Below are 17,357 nucleotides of genomic sequence, written 5' to 3' on the forward strand. Positions count from 1 at the left end.
TCGCAGCAAAAGAGAAGGGCACCGGCGTGAGCCGATGCCCTTAATATCCATTCGGTTCAAGCGAACTCAGATGTCCGCAGCCGAGGAGATGATGCGCGAAACGAGACCGTAGGCCTTGGCTTCGTCAGCCGAGAGCCAATAGTCGCGGTCCGTGTCCTTGGCGATCTTTTCGACCGGCTGGCCGGTCGCCTCGGAGAAGATCTTGTTCAGACGATCGTTCATCTTGATGATCTCGCGTGCCTGGATCTCGATGTCCGAAGCCATGCCGCGGGTGCCGCCCGACGGTTGGTGCAACAGGAAGCGGGTGTTCGGCAGGCAGATGCGGCGCTCCTTCGGGGCGCCGACGTAGATCAGCGCACCGGCAGAGGCGACCCATCCGGTACCGATGGTCCAGACCTTCGGCTTCACGAACTTGATCATGTCGTGGATGCTGTCGCCCGATTCGACATGGCCGCCCGGCGAATTGACGAAGATGCGAATGTCTTCGTCGCTGGCCGCGGCAAGCGCCACCAGCTGCGAGCAGACCTTCTGCGCCAGTTCCTGGTTGATCGTGCCGTAGATGAAAATCGAACGCGACTTGAAAAGGTTCGCCTCCGTTTCCTTGCCAAGCGGCAATTCGGTCTTCTTGTCGTCCTCGTCTTCGTCGTTCATCCGTTTTTCTCCGGCGTCTCATGAATTCTTCAGCCAAAATCAGATAATGCGACTCGGCCACGAAAACAATGCAACAAACGGAAGGGGCAACAAAGCGGCAGCGCGGACTACGCTTATGGTAAAAACTGCTATCGCCAAATGCCGTATAGACAGGTCCGGAAAGGCCAATAAGATCAACCGTGTCAAACAACTACGGGACGGGCCACCTCCCAGGCACCGCCGACCTATGGGGACACGCATGAACAGACGCATCCTGATCGCCGCTGCGGCGCTGGCGGCTTCCGCCGCGCCCGCCTTCGCCCACCTCAATCCGGCAGAGCATGGCTCGTTTGCCGCCGGCTTCTCCCATCCGCTCTTTGGCATCGATCACATCCTGGTCATGGTCGCCGTCGGCCTTTGGGCGGCCCAGATCGGCGGTCGTGCCCTGTGGGTCGTGCCGACAGCCTTCGTCTCGATGATGGCGGCGGGCTTCGCTCTGGCGGTTACCGGTATCGGCCTGCCCTTCGTCGAGCCGGCTATTCTCGCCTCCGTGGTGGCGCTCGGTCTGCTGGTCGCCATGGCGGTGCGCCTCGATACGGCAGCGTCCGCAGCGATCGTCGGCGTCTTTGCCCTCTTCCACGGTCACGCCCATGGCGGGGAACTCGGCAGTGCCGGCGCGCTTTCCTTCTCGGTCGGCTTCATCGCCGCAACCGCCGCGCTGCATGTTGCCGGCATCGGCCTTGGCATCGCGCTTCAGCGTCTCTCCGGCGGCGGCTTGCTGGCCCGCATCCTCGGCGGCCTCACGGCCCTTGCCGGGGCCGCTTTGATCTTTGGCTGATACGCCTCAGCCAAAATGAACAATGGCGGGCCAGGCCCGCCATTCTCGTTTCAGCCGCGACCGCGATAGGTCGGCACGCCCTGGTCCGGCAGCCACAGGCCTTCCGGCGGCTTGCCGGTCTGCCAGAAGACGTCGATCGGGATGCCGCCGCGCGGATACCAATAGGCGCCGATCCGAAGCCAGCGCGGCGAAAGCAGCGAGACCAGCCGGCTGGCGATGTCGATGGTGCAATCCTCATGGAAGGCGCCGTGGTTGCGGAAGGAATGCAGGAACAGCTTCAGAGACTTCGATTCCACCAGCCATTCGTCGGGCACATAATCGATAACGATATGCGCGAAGTCCGGCTGACCGGTCATCGGGCAGAGCGAGGTGAACTCTGGCGCGGTGAAGCGCACCAGATAGTCCTTGCCCCGGTTGCCGCTCGGCACCCGCTCCAGCACTGCCTCTTCGGGGCTCTGCGGCAGATCCACCTTCGCGCCCAATTGCGAAAGGCCGGATACGTCGGTCTTGCTCATTTCCGTGTTGCTCCACTCACCTTGACGCGCACGCCGTGCGCCTTTTCACCTTCCGGCTCCACATGGATCGCGATCCTGGCGCCCGGATGCACATCGCGGATCGCATCCTCGATCCGGTCGCAGATATCATGCGCCTCGCCAACCGGCATCGCCTCCGGCACGACCATGTGGAAATCCACGAAGATCGCAGGTCCTGCCTGGCGGGTCTTGAGATCATGCACGCCGAGCGAACCCTTGGCATTGGCCGCAATTACCTGCTTGATCGCCTCTTCCTCTTCACTCGAAACGGCCCGGTCCATCAACCCGTCGATCGAACGGGAAATGACTCTCCAGCCCTGGAACAGAATATTGCAGGCAACGATGACCGCAAGCAGCGGATCGAGGATCGCGTAACCGGTAGCGATGGCAAGAAGAAGGCCGACGAGCACCCCGGCCGAGGTGACCACGTCCGAAAGGATGTGATGCCCGTCTGCGCTGAGCGCAGGCGAGCGATAGCGCGCGCCGGCGCGGATCAGCACGTAGGCCCAGATCGCATTGATGACACCCGCTATGAAGTTGATCGCAAGTCCGAGCGCCGGCGCTTCGAGGAGCACCGGCGAGAACATTGCCGGCACCGCTTCCCAGACGATGAGCAGTGCCGCGACCACGATCAGCACGCCTTCGATAACGGCCGAGAAATACTCTGCCTTGTGGTGACCGAAGGGGTGGCCCGCATCGGCCGGCTTGGAGGCATAGCCGATCATCAGATAGGCGATGACAGCCGCGATCACGTTGACGGTCGACTCCAGCCCGTCGGACAGAAGCGCCACCGAGCCGGTCAGCCACCAGGCAAGCAGCTTCAGGCCGAGCACGGCGAGCGAGAGTGGTATGCCCCAAAAAGCAAGGCGGAGCACGGTGCGGTTTTCGGTTCCAGTCGTCATTGTCATTCCTCGTGCAGATGCAAACGAGTTGCAAACGCAAGCCCATTCAAACGCAAAACCGCCCGCGCGAAAATTCGCGCAGGCGGTCGATGGACAAGCATATGCTGGATTAAGCGCCGCTTGTCAAAGATTGGATCGGCTGGTTCCCGTTTCTCCGCAGGCAATCGCCTCGAAGGACGGCGCGTCGGCTTCGATTTCGTCGTCATCGACAGCCTTGTCGCCACGGCCAATGAAAAAGAACACGACGGCCGCTGTCGCGACCGTGATCGCGGTCAGTAGAATAAGCAAGGCGCTGAACGCATCGCCATAGGCCTGGAGGAGCGCGGCGTGCGATGTCTCAGGTGCAAGAAGCGCGGCCTGCGCCAGGTTGCCGGTCACGATGCGTTGCGCCATAGCTCCAGCGTTCGCGCCCGCCTCCGCCCCCAGGTTGGATGCGGTAAGCGCGGAGAGGATCGCGGTCACGATCGCCAGCGCGATACCCTCCCCGGCCACCCGTGTTGTACTGAAGATCCCCGTCGCCATGCCGGCGCGCTCGTTCGGAACGACACTGACGGCAAGCCCGTCCATCAGCCCCCAGGGCAGGCTGATGCCAAGGCCGATCAGCAGCAGCGGTGCGAACAACGTGGACGGTTCGGACCCCACCGGAAACCGGCCGAGCCACAAAAGCCCCGCCGCCGACAGCAGCAATCCCACGCCGCAGATCGCCGCGGGCCTGAACCAGCGGGTGAGCAGCCCCGCGGCAATCGGCAGGATCAGCAGCGGCGCGGACATGGCGATCATCATCCGCCCGCCGGCAACGGCACTCATGCCCTCGATGCCGATGAAGCGCACGGGAAGCAGGATGAGCAACACGACGAAGCCATAGGCCGGAGCAGCCGCAAGCAGTTGCACGCCGACGAAGCGCGGATAGCGGAAAAGCGTCAAATCCAGCATCGGCCGCGCGACCGAACGTTCGATCCACCAGAAGGCCAGAAAGAGAAGCGCCGATGCCGCCAGCATGGCGATCACGAGCGGATGGCTCCAGCCGCTTTCCGGACCTTGCAGGATGCCGAAGGTGAGTGCAGTGAGCGCCGCCGTGAAGCTCGCGGCCCCCCTCCAGTCGAGGCCGGCGGCATCGGGATCACGCGTCTCGCGTCAGGAAGACCGCGCCGAGCGCCAGGGACAAGCCAGCCAGTAGCACCACGAGCGCGAAGATTGCCGGCCAGCCGAAGGCCTCGACCATCAGTCCTGAGGCGATCGGCCCGAAGGAAAGGCCAACACCGAAGCTGGCGCCGACCAGGCTGAAGGCCCGGAGCCGCTCGTTCTCGTCGTACTCCTGCGCGAGCGACGCCATGCCGCCGGAAAAGGCCGCTGCCGCCCCGATGCCTTGAAGGGCGCGCAAGACATCGAACCAGACGATGTTGCCGGCGAAGGCGAGACCGATAGAAAACAACAGGAAGGCAACGAGTCCGCCGATAAAGACGCGCTTGCGGCCGAAACTGTCGGCAAGCGCGCCTGCCGCCATCAGCGAACTGCCGAAGGTGAGCATAAATGCGTTGGTGACCCAATTGAGTGCGACGGGATCAGCACCAAGGCTGCGGCTGATCGACGGCAGCGCCACCGCCGGTCCGGTGAAGGTGAGCGGCATTGCCGCCGCTGCACAGCAAACAGCCAGAAGCACGAACCGGCGCCCGCGCTTATCTCGAATTTCTTCTCTCATGCCCCGTTCCATCCGTTCGAGCAAAGGAGATACCCGCGCAGGCCTCACGGAACCTCCGTCCTGACGTCAGCACTTGCGGGGTATCGATTGACGGATGCAGGATAGTTTCGACATAATCTGATAAAAATCACGCCAATGTTCCGATCATACCGGAACAAAACGCTCGAATGGAGAAGCAATGGATCGCCTGAGCGGCTTGACCGCGTTCGTCCGCACGGCCGATCTCGGCAGCTTCGTCGCCGCCGGGCGCGTGCTTGGCCTGTCCGCTTCAGCGGTTGGCAAGGCCGTCACCAATCTCGAACGAGAACTCGGCGTCCGCCTGCTGCAGCGCTCGACCCGCAGCATAAGGTTGACCGAGGAAGGCCGGCTCTTTCACGAGCGCTGCCGCCGCATCCTCGACGATCTCGACGACGCCGAGGCATCGTTGGCCGAAGCGGTGGCCGTGCCGCGCGGACGGCTGCGGGTCAGCGTGCCGATCGTCAGCTACCATCTGCTGTTGCCGGTGCTGCCGGAATTCGTGCGGCGCTATCCCGAAGTCGAACTCGATCTCGACTTCAACGACCGCATCGTCGATCTGATCGACGAGGAAGTGGATGTCGCCATCCGCAGCGGCGTCCTGCCGGACTCGCGGTTGATGACCCGGGCACTGCGCCCCTTCCAGCTTCTGCTCTGTGCTGCCCCGGCCTATCTCGACCGACACGGCACGCCCGAATGCCCGCGCGATCTCGATGGCCACCACGCGATCCGCTTCCGTTTTCCCAACAGCCGCAAACTGCAGGAATGGCCGATCGCCATGCCGTCGGGCGGACCCGAGCCGCAGATGAAGACCGTGCTCAACTGCAACAACATGGAAGCGCTGAGCGGTGCCGTCCTCAACGGACTCGGTATCGGCTGCCTGCCGGATTTCCTCGCGCGCCAACCGCTCAGCGATGGCCGGCTCCGCACCGTGCTCGACGCCTATCTCGACGCCCCCGGGCAGTTCCATCTTCTCTGGCCGTCAAACCGGCACCTCTCCCCGAAGGTCCGCGTCTTTGTCGATTTCCTGAGCGAGCGACTGTTCGCCGATCGTTGCGAGCGCGCGCCGGCCAGCGAGGCGACACGGTAGATACGAAAAAGGTGCCACCCCATCGCGGAAGCGGCACCTTGGTTTGGTCAAATCGTCACCAATGTCCCCGCGCCGGCATCGCCGGAGTGGGAGCGTTCAAGCGATCAGGCCGCCTTGATCTTGGCGCGCTTGGCGAGATGCGCCACCACGTTCTCGATCATCCGCATGCCGGCGTCGCCGCCAAGCGTCATGATCGATTCCGGATGGAACTGCACGGCTGCCACCGGCTCCTTGGTGTGCTCGATGCCCATGATCGTGCCATCTTCGCTTTCGGCGGTGATCATGAAGTCCGCGGGCAGGCTCGCTGGATCGGCAAAGATCGAGTGGTAGCGACCGACAGTCACTTCCTTGCCGAGACCGGAAAAGACGATGCCCGGTTCCAGCACGCGGATGCGTGACGGCTTGCCGTGCATCGGGACCGCCAGTTGGCGCAGATCCCCACCATAGGCTTCAGCGAGTGCCTGCAGGCCGAGGCAGACGCCGAAGATCGGCAGGTCACGCGCGCGCGCCTTCTTGATCGTCGCCTTGCAGTCGAAATCCCTGGGGTTGCCCGGTCCGGGAGAAAGCACGACGAGATCCGGTTTGACGCGATCGAAGATCTCTTCCGCCACCGGCGTGCGCACCGTTGTCACGGTCGCCCCCGTCTGGCGGAAATAGTTGGCCAGCGTATGAACGAAGCTGTCTTCATGATCGACGAGCAGGATGTTGACGCCAGCACCGACCGCCGCGACATCGCGACCGGCCTTGCCGGCGTTGGCGGATTTCGCGTCGCGAATGGCTGCGATCATGGCGGAGGCCTTCAGTTCGGTTTCGGCTTCTTCTTCTTCCGGGTTTGAATCATAGAGCAGCGTCGCCCCTGCCCTCACCTCGGCGATGCCATCCTTGATGCGGATCGTGCGCAGCGTCAGGCCCGTGTTCATGTCGCCGTTAAAGCCGACCATGCCGATGGCGCCACCATACCATGCGCGCGGGCTCTTCTCATGGCTTTCGATGAAACGCATGGCCCAGAGCTTCGGCGCGCCGGTGACCGTGACGGCCCAGGCGTGGCTGAGGAAGCCGTCGAAGGCATCCATGTCGTCGCGAAGGCGCCCTTCGATGTGGTCAACCGTGTGGATCAGGCGCGAATACATCTCGATCTGGCGGCGGCCGATGACCTTGACGGAACCCGGCACGCAGACGCGGCTCTTGTCATTGCGGTCGACATCCGAGCACATCGTGAGTTCGGATTCGTCCTTCTTCGAATTGAGCAACTTCAGGATCTGTTCGCTGTCGGCGATCGGATCGTCACCGCGCTTGATCGTGCCGGAAATCGGGCAGGTCTCGATGCGGCGGCCGGAAACGCGCACGAACATTTCCGGCGATGCGCCGACCAGATACTCCTGGTTTCCGAGATTGATGAAGAAGGAATAGGGCGACGGATTGATCGCCTTCAGCCGGTTGGAGATCTCCGAAGGCTTGCTTTCGCAGCGCTCGAAGAACTTTTGGCCCGGCACCACCTCGAACAGATCGCCGCGACGGAAGCTCTCCTTCGCCTTGACGACGAGCTCGGCATATTCGCCCGGGCGATGGTCGCCATGCGGCGGAATGCTGTCGACCGTCTGGAACGGCTCTGGCGCGATGTCGTCCGCCTTGCCTTCGGTGGTCTTTCCCTCCTTGGCAAAGTCGTAGCGGTCGATCCACGCCTTGGCGGCGTAGTGGTCGACGACGAGGATCTCGTCCGGCAGGAACAGCACCATGTCGCGCTGGTCGTCCGGACGCTTGAGCTTGAGCTCGATCGCATCGAACTGGAAGGCAAGGTCGTAGCCAAACGCGCCGTAGAGACCGAGGCTCGCATCCTCGGCCGAATGGAAGAGATTGGTGACGGCCCGCAGCACGCTGAACACCGTCGGCATCTTCGAGCGCTCTTCTTCTGTGAACACGCGGTCCGGCGCGTTGATCGTGAGATCCAGGCGACGGCTGGTCGAAGCGCCAAGCGTGATGTCGGAGACGGTCTTCAAGTGTTCCGCGATGATCGACAGCAGCACTTCGCCGCGACCGTTATAGGCTTCGATCCAGAGCGAGCGGCCGAAGGAGGAAATGCCGAGCGGCGGATCGACGACGGCCGTGTCCCAACGGGTGTAGCGGCCGGGATATTCGTAGTTGGAGGAAAACACCGCGCCGCGGCGTTCGTCGAGCTTGTCCACATAGCTCGCGATCGCCTGGCCATAGGAGGCCTCGCGCCGCCTGCGCGTCACCGTAATGCCGCCTTTGGTGGTGTAGCTCTCCGCGCCGTCCTCGAGAATTACCGTTGCCATTCGCCTCGCTCCGTAAAAGCCCGGTCCTTGAGCGGCCCAAACATGAAAAAAGCCGCCTCGACATCTCCGGGCGGCTTCATCTCTCAATCACGCATGACTGGTCAAGGCCGCTTCAGCGAGCCCACCACCAGATCGAAATGTTGCGTGCGTTTTCCATGGGCGAAAGTGTTAGCGTGGGTTCCGGCGGTGCGCAAGCGGGAAAACGACGGCGAATACGGCGGTTGCGGCAAAAAAAAGAGGCGGTTCTCTCGAACCGCCCCGACTGGAGTTGGACTGATACTATCAGAACTTTGCCTTCGCCGTAACCAGGAACGTGCGGCCACGGCCCGTATCGATCGTGCTGCCGGCAATCGTGCTCGACGACGGCGTGTAGGTCTTGTCGAAAAGGTTCGTCACCGTTGCTGTCACCTCCAGGCCGCTCTCGAACTTGTAGTTCGCGAAGAGGTCGACGAGGCCGTAGCCCGGAACGTTCGGCGGCGTCCGGTTGATCTCGCCGACAAAGGCGTTCGATACGGCATAGAGACGCGTGCCGACCGTCAGGCGCTGGTCTTCGAGGAAGCGGGCGCCGAGCGTTGCGCTGAGGATATTGTCAGGCAGGTAGCTCTGGACGCCAAACCCGTTGACCTGCGACGGCAGGTTGCTGTCGGTGTAGGTGTAGGCGAGATCACCGAAGACATAACCGGCATCGTAAGCCGCCTGGAGTTCGAAGCCCTGCACCGTCGACGTGCCGGGATTGTTGACGAAGAAGATCTGGCGGCCGCCGCCGAGCAGGGCTGCGGTGATGTAGTTGTCGATGCGGTTGTGGAAGTAGTTCGCCTTCAGGCGCAAGCTGTCGCTCGGATCCAGCAGCCCGTCGAAGGAGAAGTTGGCACCGATTTCCCAACCCTTCGAGATTTCAGGCTCGAGGAACGGGTTGGGGAAGAACGACTGGCCGCTCGGCCCCGGGTGCGTGCCGCCGGCGAAGGTCTCGTTGACGGTCGGCGAGCGCGAGGTCTCCGCATAGGTCACATAGGGCTGGAACCAATCCGTCGGGTTGAGCGCGACGGTGATGCTCGGGTTGAGGCGACCCTCGGACTTGTCGACGGTGTAGGGGCCAGCCAGCAGGCCGATCGGGTTGCCGGCGACGACGGCACCCGAGCCATCGAGGCTGAAGTGATCCCACCGCAGGCCAGCCGTCAGGTCCAGCATGCCGTAGGTGAAGGTCGTGTTGCTGAAGACGCCGGTCGTGGCGTTGGTGCCGCTGCCGTTGACGCCAGCGCCCGGCCGTGCCGTGCTGTTGATGACGTTGTAGTCGTCACGGAAGTATTCGACGCCGTAGTTCGCCTTGACGGCAACGTCGCCGAGATCGAACAGCGAGGTGTTCGAGATATCGAAGCCCTTGCCCGTGTCGGTGATCCGACGACCGGCAGCGGTACCGCCTCCGCGAACATCGGTGTCGTAATTCATCTCCAGCCGGTTCCAATAGGCATTGGCGCGGAAGTCGATGAGCTCGTTGTCCGGCGTGTAGGAGTAGCTCGCCGAAACGGTCTGGTTCTTCACGTTCTGGAAGTAGGAGTTCGCGAAGAAGTCGTTGTCGTAGGTAATCCCGGTGAGCTTGAAGGTGTGGTCCTTGTCGGGCGTCACCTCAAGCTTCAACAGGCCCGAAAGCAGGTCCTCCTCGGTATAGGGCACCTGCACGCCATTGCCGTTGTCGTAGTTGCCGGGATCGGCCTTGCTGATGCCGCCGAGCACCGAGAACACGTCGTTGAAGCGGTAGGCGCCGATCAGCGATTCCGACCAGCCGGCACCGTTGGTGCCATAAGTGGCCGAAGCGATGCCGCCGTAGTTCTTGCCGTCCTGGATCAGGTCTTCGACGTCATAGGTCTTGAAATTGACCGTACCGGCCAGCGCACCGCCGCCGACACCAGTCACGGCGCCGCGGGTGACGTCAATCTCGGACAGGAATGCCGGATCGAAATAGGCAAAGCCCTGGGCTTCATGGCCGGTGAAGCGGAAGTTCTGTCGCACGCCGTCGATCATCATGTTGACGCGGCCGGAACCCTCGAAGCCGCGGATGTTGACCGCGACGCCGGGGTTCTGCGGGTTGTTCGCGGTCGAAGTGCCGGGAACGCCACGCAGCAGGTCGTCGGTTTCCTGCCCCGATTGCAGATCGATCTGGTCTGTCGTGACGACGCTGACCGGGCCTGCCTTGGCATAGGGGTCAGCGGTGCGCGAGCCCTTGGCGACGATCGGCGACAGGTAGGTCTCGCCTTTCTTGGTCTCCTCGGCCTTCTTCTCTTCCGGCTTTGCCTTGGTTGTCGCGCTCTGGGCGAATGCGACGGTAGCGAATGAAATTGCAAGAGTTGTCGTGCAAGCCAACAGGGCCTGGCGACGATGCCGGGTGAGCATGGACCAATCCTTTGAGGTTCGAGGCCGGGCTTGCTGTTGAGCGGCAAACTCAAGGGGCTGGCTGGGCGCGTTCTGGGCGTTGCGACATGGCGTCGCCTCATTTATGCCGCATAAAAAACATGAGTGTATTTGTCAACATACAAAGATCCTCCCCACAATTTATGGGGTCGTGCCAAACTGAGGCGTTGCCAAACTGCAACGCTTTTGCCGGAGGGCTGGTACGGGAAGGGCATGGTGTCTGTGGGTTTCCACCCACCTCCCGCGCTAACCTATGAGAATCGATCACGATTATGATTTGGGTCAGGGCGCTCCAATTCACCGTGATCGCATGCAACCAGATCCGCTTCCGTGCGTTCCCTCCGCTCAGAGCCCGTCTTGCGGGCAGCGAGAAAGGAACCGGATGCGTCGCTCTTTCCCCTTGATCCTGCTGTCACTCCTGATCCTGACGGGCGCAAGCCTGCCGAAGTCCGGCCCTATCCCGACAGAAAAGCCGCCGATGGATGCGGGAACGGAAGAGGCTGTCCCAACGCCCGACAGGAAGCCGGTGGCGCCGCCTGACGACAGCAAGGGCGAGGCAGCGAAAAAGCCGGCGGCAGCAGACGAGCAACCGGCAACGGACAAGAAGCCCGCGGCGGACGAAAAGGAACAGCGCGCAGACGAGAAGAAAGATGCCAAGCCAGCGCCAGTCGTCTATCCGCCGGTCGAGACCGAGGATCCCGCCGACTATGCCAAGTGTCTCACCGACCTGAAGTCACTTGGCACGACGTTCGTCGAAGCCAAACACATCGATGACGGCAAGGGCTGCGGCATCGACAAGCCCCTGGAGGTCACCAGCATCCTGCCCGGCGTCACGCTTGCGCCCAAGGGGCTGATGCGATGTGAAACGGCGCTGGCACTGGCGCGTTGGACGAAGGAAACCGCCCAACCGGCGGCCGAAGTTGCCTTCAACGCCAACATCAAGATCAAGGCGCTCAACCAGGCATCGACCTATATCTGCCGCCTGCGCAACAACGCGACGTCTGGCAAGATTTCCGAACATGCGCACGGCAATGCCGTCGACATCGCGTCCTTCAGCCTGAGCGATGGGACGACGATCGCCATCCAGCCGCGCGACGAGGATGGCACGATGGACGGCGCCTTCCAGCGCGCGGTCACCGCGTCTGCCTGCCTCTACTTCAAGACGGTGCTTGATCCCGGCAGCGACGCGGCCCACGAAACCCACCTGCATCTCGACGTCATCGAGCGCCGCAACGACTATCGCTACTGCCGCTAGGCAGGATCTCCCCGGCCGCGCCCAAGATCAGCGTTGTCGTAACCAAGCGCGACAAACTCGCCCTCGAAGCGGCCGGCCAACACGGCGCCGTCAAGCAGGTCGGCAACGACGACGGCCCGTGCCCTACCCCGCCTTTTCAGCATCCGCAGGAAAGTTGGCCATTGGCCAGCATCGGCGAGCGACGAGCGCGCGGAGAAAGCACCGGCGACCGGTTTCAGGTAATCCATGCGATTGCTCTGGATCACCAGACGCGCCGCCACGCCGCCGTTGCGCAGCCGCACATGCAGGAGCGACCAGGCCGACAGGATCGTGAGTGCCGAAGCGCTGCCACCGAACACCGTCTCGCGGTGGTTGATGTTCGGCGCCAAGGGAGCCGAAAGCAGGATGCGGTCGTCCGCCACCTCCTCCACCTGGACCTGCATCGCGGCCGATAGCGGAATGTGGGCGTGAAGATAGGCCTGCAAATCCTGGGGCGTCATCTCGGTTTCCATGGTCCCTTCTGCTGCGCGTAGGGTCTTGCACGACGCGCGACATTCGCGTCCGATCAATGCACGAGACCTTATGTCCTGGCCAGAGCAGCAGGCCGCGTCCGATCGCCTCTTGCCAACGCTCCACGACCGGCGAAGATACCGGTTCGCCCGTCTTGCAGGACCGCACACCGGCTCCCAAATACAGGCGCGAGGAAAATGCACCCGTTTTGCGCCCAGTCTCAAGGAAATTTGTCATGGCATTGACGATGTACCAACTCTCCATTCCCGCCCTCGTTCGCGGCCTTGGTGTCCTCACCAGGCTGCTCGACAAGGCCGAGGCTCACGCGCGCGACAACGGCATCTCCCCCGACGATCTCGTCAATGCCCGGCTGGCGCCGGACATGCTGACGCTTGCCGGCCAGGTGCAGCGCGTCAGCGATACGAGCAAGGGCCTGGTCGGTCGGCTGACCTCGATCGAAGTGCCCCGTTTCCCGGATGAGGAAAAGACCTTGGATGAATTGCGCCAGCGCGTCGCCAACACCGTCGCTTTTCTTGAAACGGTGGCCCCCGCCGATATGGAGGACAGCGCCGCTCGCGAAGTGATCCTCAATTTCCCGACCCTGAAAGTGACGCTGACGGGTGAGGAGTATCTCCTGAAGTTCGTTCTTCCGAATTTCTATTTCCACCTCACCACCGCCTACGACATCCTGCGCCACAAGGGCGTCTCGATAGGCAAGGGTGATTTCCTCGGCCTCACGGCCTAGTTTCCGCTCCCAAGGCAAAAAAGTGACAACGCCGCGCATCCCACAGGACGCGCGGCGTTGTTACAATCAGGCCGGTCGAAGAGCCAAGGCGCGTGTCGCCACGCAAACGCTCAGGATCTCGTGCGTTGCGATGAACGCGCATGCGCGCCCTAGAACAGCCCCTCGATGTAGCCTTGTTCGTTCAGGAAAATCTTCTCCGACGACGGCACTTTGGGCAGGCCGGGCATGGTCATGATCTCGCCGGTGATGACCACGATGAAGCCGGCGCCGGCAGCAAGACGCACCTCCCGGATCGGTACCGCATGGCCGCTTGGCGCGCCGCGCAGGTTCGGATCGGTCGAGAAGGAATATTGCGTCTTCGCCATGCAGATCGGCAGTCGGCCGTAGCCCTGCTCCTCCCAGGTGCGCAACTGGTCGCGCACCGTCTTGTCGGCAATCACCTCGCTCGCATGGTAGATGTCCTTGGCGATCGTCTCGATCTTGTGGAAGAGCGACATGTCGTCAGGATAAAGCGGCGAGAACTGCGAATGGCCGGCTTCCGCGAGTTCCGCAACCTTGCGCGCCAGTTCCTCGATACCAGCTGACCCTTGCGCCCAATGCCGGCAGAGCACTGCTTCGGCGCCAAGCGTTGCGACATAGTCCTTGATCGCCTGAATCTCGACATCGGTGTCGGAGGTGAAGTGGTTGATGGCGACGACGACCGGCACGCCGAACTTTTTGACGTTCTGCACGTGGCGCCCGAGATTGGCGCAGCCCTTGCGCAGAGCCTCCAGGTTCTCGCGGCCGAGATCGTCCTTCTTGACGCCGCCGTTCATCTTGATCGCCCGGACGGTCGCCACGATCACCGCGGCATCCGGCTTCAGCCCGGCCTTGCGGCACTTGATGTCGAAGAACTTTTCCGCGCCGAGATCGGCACCAAAGCCGGCTTCGGTCACCACATAGTCGGCAAGCTTCAGCGCCGTCGTCGTTGCGACCACCGAATTGCAGCCGTGGGCGATGTTGGCAAAGGGGCCGCCATGGACGAAGGCCGGATTGTTTTCGAGCGTCTGGACGAGGTTCGGCTGCATCGCATCCTTCAAGAGCACCGTCATCGCGCCATCGGCCTTGATGTCGCGGGCAAAGACCGGGCTCTTGTCGCGACGATAGCCGATGATGATATTGCCGAGCCGTTGCTCGAGATCCTTCAGGTCCATCGAAAGGCAGAGGATCGCCATGACCTCGGAGGCAACTGTGATGTCGAAACCGGTCTCGCGCGGATAGCCGTTGGCGACGCCGCCGAGCGAACCGACGATGCTGCGCAGCGCGCGGTCGTTCATGTCCATCACCCGTCGCCAGGCGATGCGGCGGATGTCGATATTCTGCTCGTTGCCCCAGTAGATGTGATTGTCGATCAGCGCCGCGAGCAGATTGTGCGCCGAGGTGATCGCATGGAAATCGCCGGTGAAGTGGAGGTTCATGTCCTCCATCGGCACGACCTGCGCATAGCCGCCACCGGCGGCACCGCCCTTGACGCCGAAGCAGGGGCCGAGCGATGCCTCGCGGATGCAGACGATCGCCTTCTTGCCGATGCGGTTGAGCCCGTCGCCGAGACCGACGGTCGTTGTCGTCTTGCCTTCGCCGGCCGGCGTCGGGTTGATCGCCGTCACCAGAATCAGCCGACCGTTCTTCTTCTCGCGCTGGCGCGCGATGAAGTCGGCACCGATCTTTGCCTTGTCGTGGCCGTAAGGCAGCAGATCCTCGGGCGGTATTCCGAGCGCCGCCCCGATCTCAAGGATCGGTTTCTTCCTGGCCGCGCGTGCTATTTCGATATCTGACTTCACCTCCGTCATGGCATCTCCCCTCCCCGGGATCGCTTCTTGTTCGCGCCATTGGAGGCGCGTTTTGGTAATCATGCAAGGACGGCCGTCGAGACCTTGCCGCGGCCGTCCGCCTGGTCCCGTTTATCGGGCGAGAATGTCACGCATTTCGACGATGTTGGAGCGGACCCTCAGCGTATAGAAGCCCATCGTCGCCAGATGCGTCGGCATGATCCAGCCGGCTTCCTCACCGTTGGAGATGATCCATGGCTGGATGCGGAGTGCTGCGCGCAGCTGCTTGATCGTTTCCGTCCAGATCGGCAACAGACCACGCTGGGCGACGACATTGTCGAAGTCCGCACCGGCCGCCGAAAGGATGCCGTAGTAGCCGTAGAGCTGGCCATAGGCGAACCAGAAGCGATCGTCGGCGCGCGTGTCGAACCAGCCGCCATTGTGGTTTTCCGAGCGCTCGCGCAGGATCGCCGAGGTGTTGCCGAGGTCGTTTGCAACCCGGTCGAGGAACTCGACGAGGTTGTCGGAACGGCCGTCGAAGATAGCCTCACACTTGCTGAGCGAGGTGTTGAAGGAACGCAGGTCCTTCATCGCCGCGCGATAGAAGCTCGGCGTCGGGGTCTTCGGGCCGAACGGGTTGAGCCCGAAGTACCAGGTTTCCTCGTCGAACTGCATGTTGCCGCGCGCCCGCTGCAGGTCGTTGTTGATGCCTGAGGTGCCGCGCACGCGACCGAGCGAATCCACGAGTTCCACCGAGGTGCGGCGGATCGCCTGGTTGATGCCGCGCTGGAACGACGCCTTGTTGTCGAGCCAGGGCGTGTCGTCCCAGTCGAGCCCGAAGAAGCCGAGCTTGTAGAGCAGCATCGACGAGATCCAGGCGTTCTCGTTGACGTTGAAGTCGATGAGGTCGGCCGTGACATCGACGATTGCCGAGGTCTGGCAGACCGTGCCGGCCGGCAGTTGCACGACGGCCAGCGCTTCCGGCGTCGATTCCAGCGGCTGGGCGCCCGTGGAGGCAAGGTTGTTGGCCGTGCCGCCGGTCGTCGATTGTCCCGTAGTTGCGCCCGGCCCGCTCATCGGCGAACCGGCAGGCACCTTGCGCTCGGACAGCTTGTAGCGATCGACATAGTCTTCGCTGAAGTTTGTCCAGGCCTGGGTCTGCCAGATGAAATAGCCATAGAACAGGATCAGGCCGAGTAGGATGATGCCGATCGGTCCTTTGATGATCCAGCTGCGCTGCCGATACCAGTTGCCGATCGCGACGAAGGGCCACAGCAGCCAGGCAACGGCGAGCCCGATGCCGCGGCCGATCGCGGTAAAGACACGCTGGAAAAACGCAACGATCGGATCGAACATGTCCTATTCCTCTCTGAGGCCGTAAAGCTTGTGGCGGAAAGCCGCCTTGTCTTTGAGATATGAACCCGTCAGCGTCGCCACAACATAGGCCTTGAAGCTTTCGCTATAACGCTCGTAAGCATCATAGAAGCCCTGCTTGTCGAAGACGAAGCGGGAGACGAAATCGCGCGGGACGAGCTGGGATATCAGCCGGTTGACGAGCCATTGATCGGGATGGGCGGGGGCTGCGCGAACCAGCAGGAAGCGGTTCGCCGGCGCCACGTCCTGCATCTTGATCGTGCCGGTCGCAGAGACGGTGCGGATCATTTCCTGCAGAAACGGATAGGTTCCGTCCCCGGCGACGATGGCCGCGTTGCGGTGCATCCAGGTCTGCAGCCAGATACGGTCGGCGTTGGCAAGGTCGGCCGTCGGGTCGCTCTCGTTGATCAGCCCGCGCACGACCATGTCGGCGCGATGCTGGTAGAGCCCGGAGTCCTCGACCCAGGAGGCCTGCGGCAGCTGCAACCGCTTGGTCGAGGCGAGGAAATCGTAGATGCGGGCGTAATCGTTGATGGCGATGTAGCTTACCTGCCAGGGCCGCGACCGGCGGAAGCCGGGGACCGAAGGATCGCAGATGACGGTCGTCGTCTTGCCGTCGAGAAAGATGTAGACCCCACCGAAATGGTTGGCCCAGAAGGCTTCATGGCGGAAAACGAGCTGATCCGGCACCAGCGCGTTCTGCCGGATGTCGCCGGTGAGCTTGGCAAGCTCGACCATGCGGTTCAGCATCTCGTCGTCGGCCCAGGCGGTCGGCACCTTCTTCAGCCGGTCGACCAGGCCGCGCAGCTCCGCCGCCTTGCCAAGCATGTCCTCGGCCGAAAGCACCCGGAAGCGCACCTCGTTGATCGACAGCAGATCGTCGATATCGTCGACGATCGAAACCGAATCCTCGATCTCGCCGTAGAGCGCATCCTTGATCGTGACGGCATTGATCGCGCGGCTGTTGGCGTTGAAGAACTCGTGCATCAGCGCGGCGGTGTTGGAAAAGCTCGTATGCACGACCGGCAGCTCCGCCTGCTCCGGCGTCATGATGATGAAGCGGCGGTTCACCCGGTTCGGATCGAGATAGTCGCGGTCGCCAAGTTCCTCGGCGATCTCGGGCGAAAACCCGGTCATGTCGATGCTGAACTGTGTCAGCGCGGTCGGTCGCAGGCCGAAACCTTCGAGCGCCTTGTTGTAGCGCGCGATCAGATGCGGCTCCGAAATATCGAGCAGCCGTCCATAGATCAATTCGGCTTCAAGCAGGCGTTTCATCGAT

The 17,357-nt window shown here is 62.6% G+C and carries 16 protein-coding genes; 4 read left to right on the forward strand and 12 right to left on the reverse strand.

What is annotated here, in order from left to right; translation table 11 throughout:
- Positions 1-66: 66 nt before the first annotated feature.
- Positions 67-651, reverse strand: coding sequence for an ATP-dependent Clp protease proteolytic subunit (locus tag LAC81_RS13115; RefSeq protein WP_113535503.1), 585 nt, complete (start codon positions 649-651; stop codon positions 67-69).
- 238 nt (positions 652-889) lie between these two features.
- Between LAC81_RS13115 and LAC81_RS13120 the strand changes: the two genes are divergently transcribed.
- Positions 890-1,468: a HupE/UreJ family protein gene (locus LAC81_RS13120; protein WP_223725144.1), complete on the forward strand. Its 579-nt coding sequence runs from the start codon at positions 890-892 to the stop codon at positions 1,466-1,468.
- A 50-nt stretch (positions 1,469-1,518) separates the two neighbouring features.
- Here the strand turns inward: LAC81_RS13120 and queF are convergent, their stop codons facing one another.
- From queF to LAC81_RS38420, 4 genes are all read right to left on the reverse strand, one after another.
- Positions 1,519-1,983 carry a preQ(1) synthase gene (gene queF, locus LAC81_RS13125; RefSeq protein WP_113535505.1) on the reverse strand — a complete coding sequence of 155 codons (465 nt, stop codon included), beginning with the start codon at positions 1,981-1,983 and terminating at the stop codon, positions 1,519-1,521.
- Positions 1,980-2,903, reverse strand: a complete 924-nt coding sequence (locus tag LAC81_RS13130) for a cation diffusion facilitator family transporter (protein ID WP_419195774.1) — start codon at positions 2,901-2,903, stop codon at positions 1,980-1,982. Before LAC81_RS13130 ends, queF begins: the two co-directional genes overlap by 4 nt.
- 123 nt (positions 2,904-3,026) lie before the next feature.
- Positions 3,027-3,911, reverse strand: coding sequence for a hypothetical protein (locus tag LAC81_RS38415; RefSeq protein ID WP_328716215.1), 885 nt, complete (start codon positions 3,909-3,911; stop codon positions 3,027-3,029).
- Positions 3,912-4,023: 112 nt separating this feature from the next.
- Entirely contained in the window at positions 4,024-4,602 is a 579-nt protein-coding gene (locus tag LAC81_RS38420) for an MFS transporter (RefSeq protein WP_328716216.1), read from the reverse strand.
- Positions 4,603-4,780: 178 nt separating this feature from the next.
- On the opposite strand from LAC81_RS38420, the gene LAC81_RS13140 reads away from it, so the two are divergent.
- Positions 4,781-5,707: a LysR substrate-binding domain-containing protein gene (locus LAC81_RS13140; RefSeq protein ID WP_113535508.1), complete on the forward strand. Its 927-nt coding sequence runs from the start codon at positions 4,781-4,783 to the stop codon at positions 5,705-5,707.
- Positions 5,708-5,811: 104 nt separating this feature from the next.
- On the opposite strand, the gene LAC81_RS13145 is transcribed toward LAC81_RS13140, so the two are convergent.
- From LAC81_RS13145 to LAC81_RS13155, 3 genes are all read right to left on the reverse strand, one after another.
- The gene (locus LAC81_RS13145; protein ID WP_113535673.1) at positions 5,812-8,001 is read right to left on the reverse strand and encodes an anthranilate synthase; all 2,190 of its coding nucleotides are present in this window, start codon (positions 7,999-8,001) and stop codon (positions 5,812-5,814) included.
- 112 nt (positions 8,002-8,113) lie between these two features.
- Positions 8,114-8,158, reverse strand: a complete 45-nt coding sequence (trpLE, locus tag LAC81_RS13150) for a trpE operon leader peptide TrpLE (RefSeq protein ID WP_178385070.1) — start codon at positions 8,156-8,158, stop codon at positions 8,114-8,116.
- A 125-nt stretch (positions 8,159-8,283) separates the two neighbouring features.
- Entirely contained in the window at positions 8,284-10,389 is a 2,106-nt protein-coding gene (locus LAC81_RS13155; protein WP_223725146.1) for a TonB-dependent receptor domain-containing protein, read from the reverse strand.
- 400 nt (positions 10,390-10,789) lie between these two features.
- Here LAC81_RS13155 and LAC81_RS13160 point away from each other — a divergent pair, with 400 nt between their 5' ends.
- Positions 10,790-11,662: an extensin family protein gene (locus LAC81_RS13160; protein WP_223725147.1), complete on the forward strand. Its 873-nt coding sequence runs from the start codon at positions 10,790-10,792 to the stop codon at positions 11,660-11,662.
- Here LAC81_RS13160 and LAC81_RS13165 read toward each other — a convergent pair.
- Complete coding sequence (locus LAC81_RS13165) at positions 11,659-12,153, reverse strand: thioesterase domain-containing protein (protein WP_223725148.1); 495 nt, start codon at positions 12,151-12,153, stop codon at positions 11,659-11,661. The two genes, LAC81_RS13160 and LAC81_RS13165, sit on opposite strands and share 4 nt — an antisense overlap.
- 233 nt (positions 12,154-12,386) lie before the next feature.
- On the opposite strand from LAC81_RS13165, the gene LAC81_RS13170 reads away from it, so the two are divergent.
- Positions 12,387-12,896 (forward strand): DUF1993 domain-containing protein, encoded by a 510-nt coding sequence (locus tag LAC81_RS13170; protein ID WP_113535512.1) that lies wholly within the window; start codon positions 12,387-12,389, stop codon positions 12,894-12,896.
- Positions 12,897-13,045: 149 nt separating this feature from the next.
- Here the strand turns inward: LAC81_RS13170 and LAC81_RS13175 are convergent, their stop codons facing one another.
- The 3 genes from LAC81_RS13175 to LAC81_RS13185 all read right to left on the reverse strand — a co-directional run bounded on the left by LAC81_RS13175 (position 13,046) and on the right by LAC81_RS13185 (position 17,353).
- Positions 13,046-14,725 (reverse strand): formate--tetrahydrofolate ligase, encoded by a 1,680-nt coding sequence (locus LAC81_RS13175; protein WP_223725149.1) that lies wholly within the window; start codon positions 14,723-14,725, stop codon positions 13,046-13,048.
- 111 nt (positions 14,726-14,836) lie between these two features.
- A complete protein-coding gene (locus LAC81_RS13180; protein ID WP_223725150.1) occupies positions 14,837-16,060 on the reverse strand; it encodes a DUF2333 family protein in 1,224 nt (407 codons plus the stop codon).
- Between the two features lie 3 nt (positions 16,061-16,063).
- Entirely contained in the window at positions 16,064-17,353 is a 1,290-nt protein-coding gene (locus tag LAC81_RS13185) for a DUF6638 family protein (RefSeq protein WP_223725151.1), read from the reverse strand.
- Between the last annotated feature and the right edge of the window lie 4 nt (positions 17,354-17,357).

This window comes from Ensifer adhaerens, from assembly GCF_020035535.1.
Lineage (GTDB): Bacteria > Pseudomonadota > Alphaproteobacteria > Rhizobiales > Rhizobiaceae > Ensifer.

Coding starts and splice junctions, on each gene's coding strand:
- LAC81_RS13175 (WP_223725149.1), bottom strand. CDS start 14,725: ATGACGGAGGTGAAGTCAGATATCGAAATAGCACGCGCGGCCAGGAAG.
- queF (WP_113535505.1), bottom strand. CDS start 1,983: ATGAGCAAGACCGACGTATCCGGCCTTTCGCAATTGGGCGCGAAGGTG.
- LAC81_RS38420 (WP_328716216.1), bottom strand. CDS start 4,602: ATGAGAGAAGAAATTCGAGATAAGCGCGGGCGCCGGTTCGTGCTTCTG.
- LAC81_RS13180 (WP_223725150.1), bottom strand. CDS start 16,060: ATGTTCGATCCGATCGTTGCGTTTTTCCAGCGTGTCTTTACCGCGATC.
- LAC81_RS13130 (WP_419195774.1), bottom strand. CDS start 2,903: ATGACGACTGGAACCGAAAACCGCACCGTGCTCCGCCTTGCTTTTTGG.
- LAC81_RS13155 (WP_223725146.1), bottom strand. CDS start 10,389: ATGCTCACCCGGCATCGTCGCCAGGCCCTGTTGGCTTGCACGACAACT.
- LAC81_RS13185 (WP_223725151.1), bottom strand. CDS start 17,353: ATGAAACGCCTGCTTGAAGCCGAATTGATCTATGGACGGCTGCTCGAT.
- LAC81_RS13145 (WP_113535673.1), bottom strand. CDS start 8,001: ATGGCAACGGTAATTCTCGAGGACGGCGCGGAGAGCTACACCACCAAA.
- LAC81_RS13160 (WP_223725147.1), top strand. CDS start 10,790: ATGCGTCGCTCTTTCCCCTTGATCCTGCTGTCACTCCTGATCCTGACG.
- LAC81_RS13170 (WP_113535512.1), top strand. CDS start 12,387: ATGGCATTGACGATGTACCAACTCTCCATTCCCGCCCTCGTTCGCGGC.
- LAC81_RS13115 (WP_113535503.1), bottom strand. CDS start 651: ATGAACGACGAAGACGAGGACGACAAGAAGACCGAATTGCCGCTTGGC.
- LAC81_RS13140 (WP_113535508.1), top strand. CDS start 4,781: ATGGATCGCCTGAGCGGCTTGACCGCGTTCGTCCGCACGGCCGATCTC.
- LAC81_RS13120 (WP_223725144.1), top strand. CDS start 890: ATGAACAGACGCATCCTGATCGCCGCTGCGGCGCTGGCGGCTTCCGCC.
- LAC81_RS13165 (WP_223725148.1), bottom strand. CDS start 12,153: ATGGAAACCGAGATGACGCCCCAGGATTTGCAGGCCTATCTTCACGCC.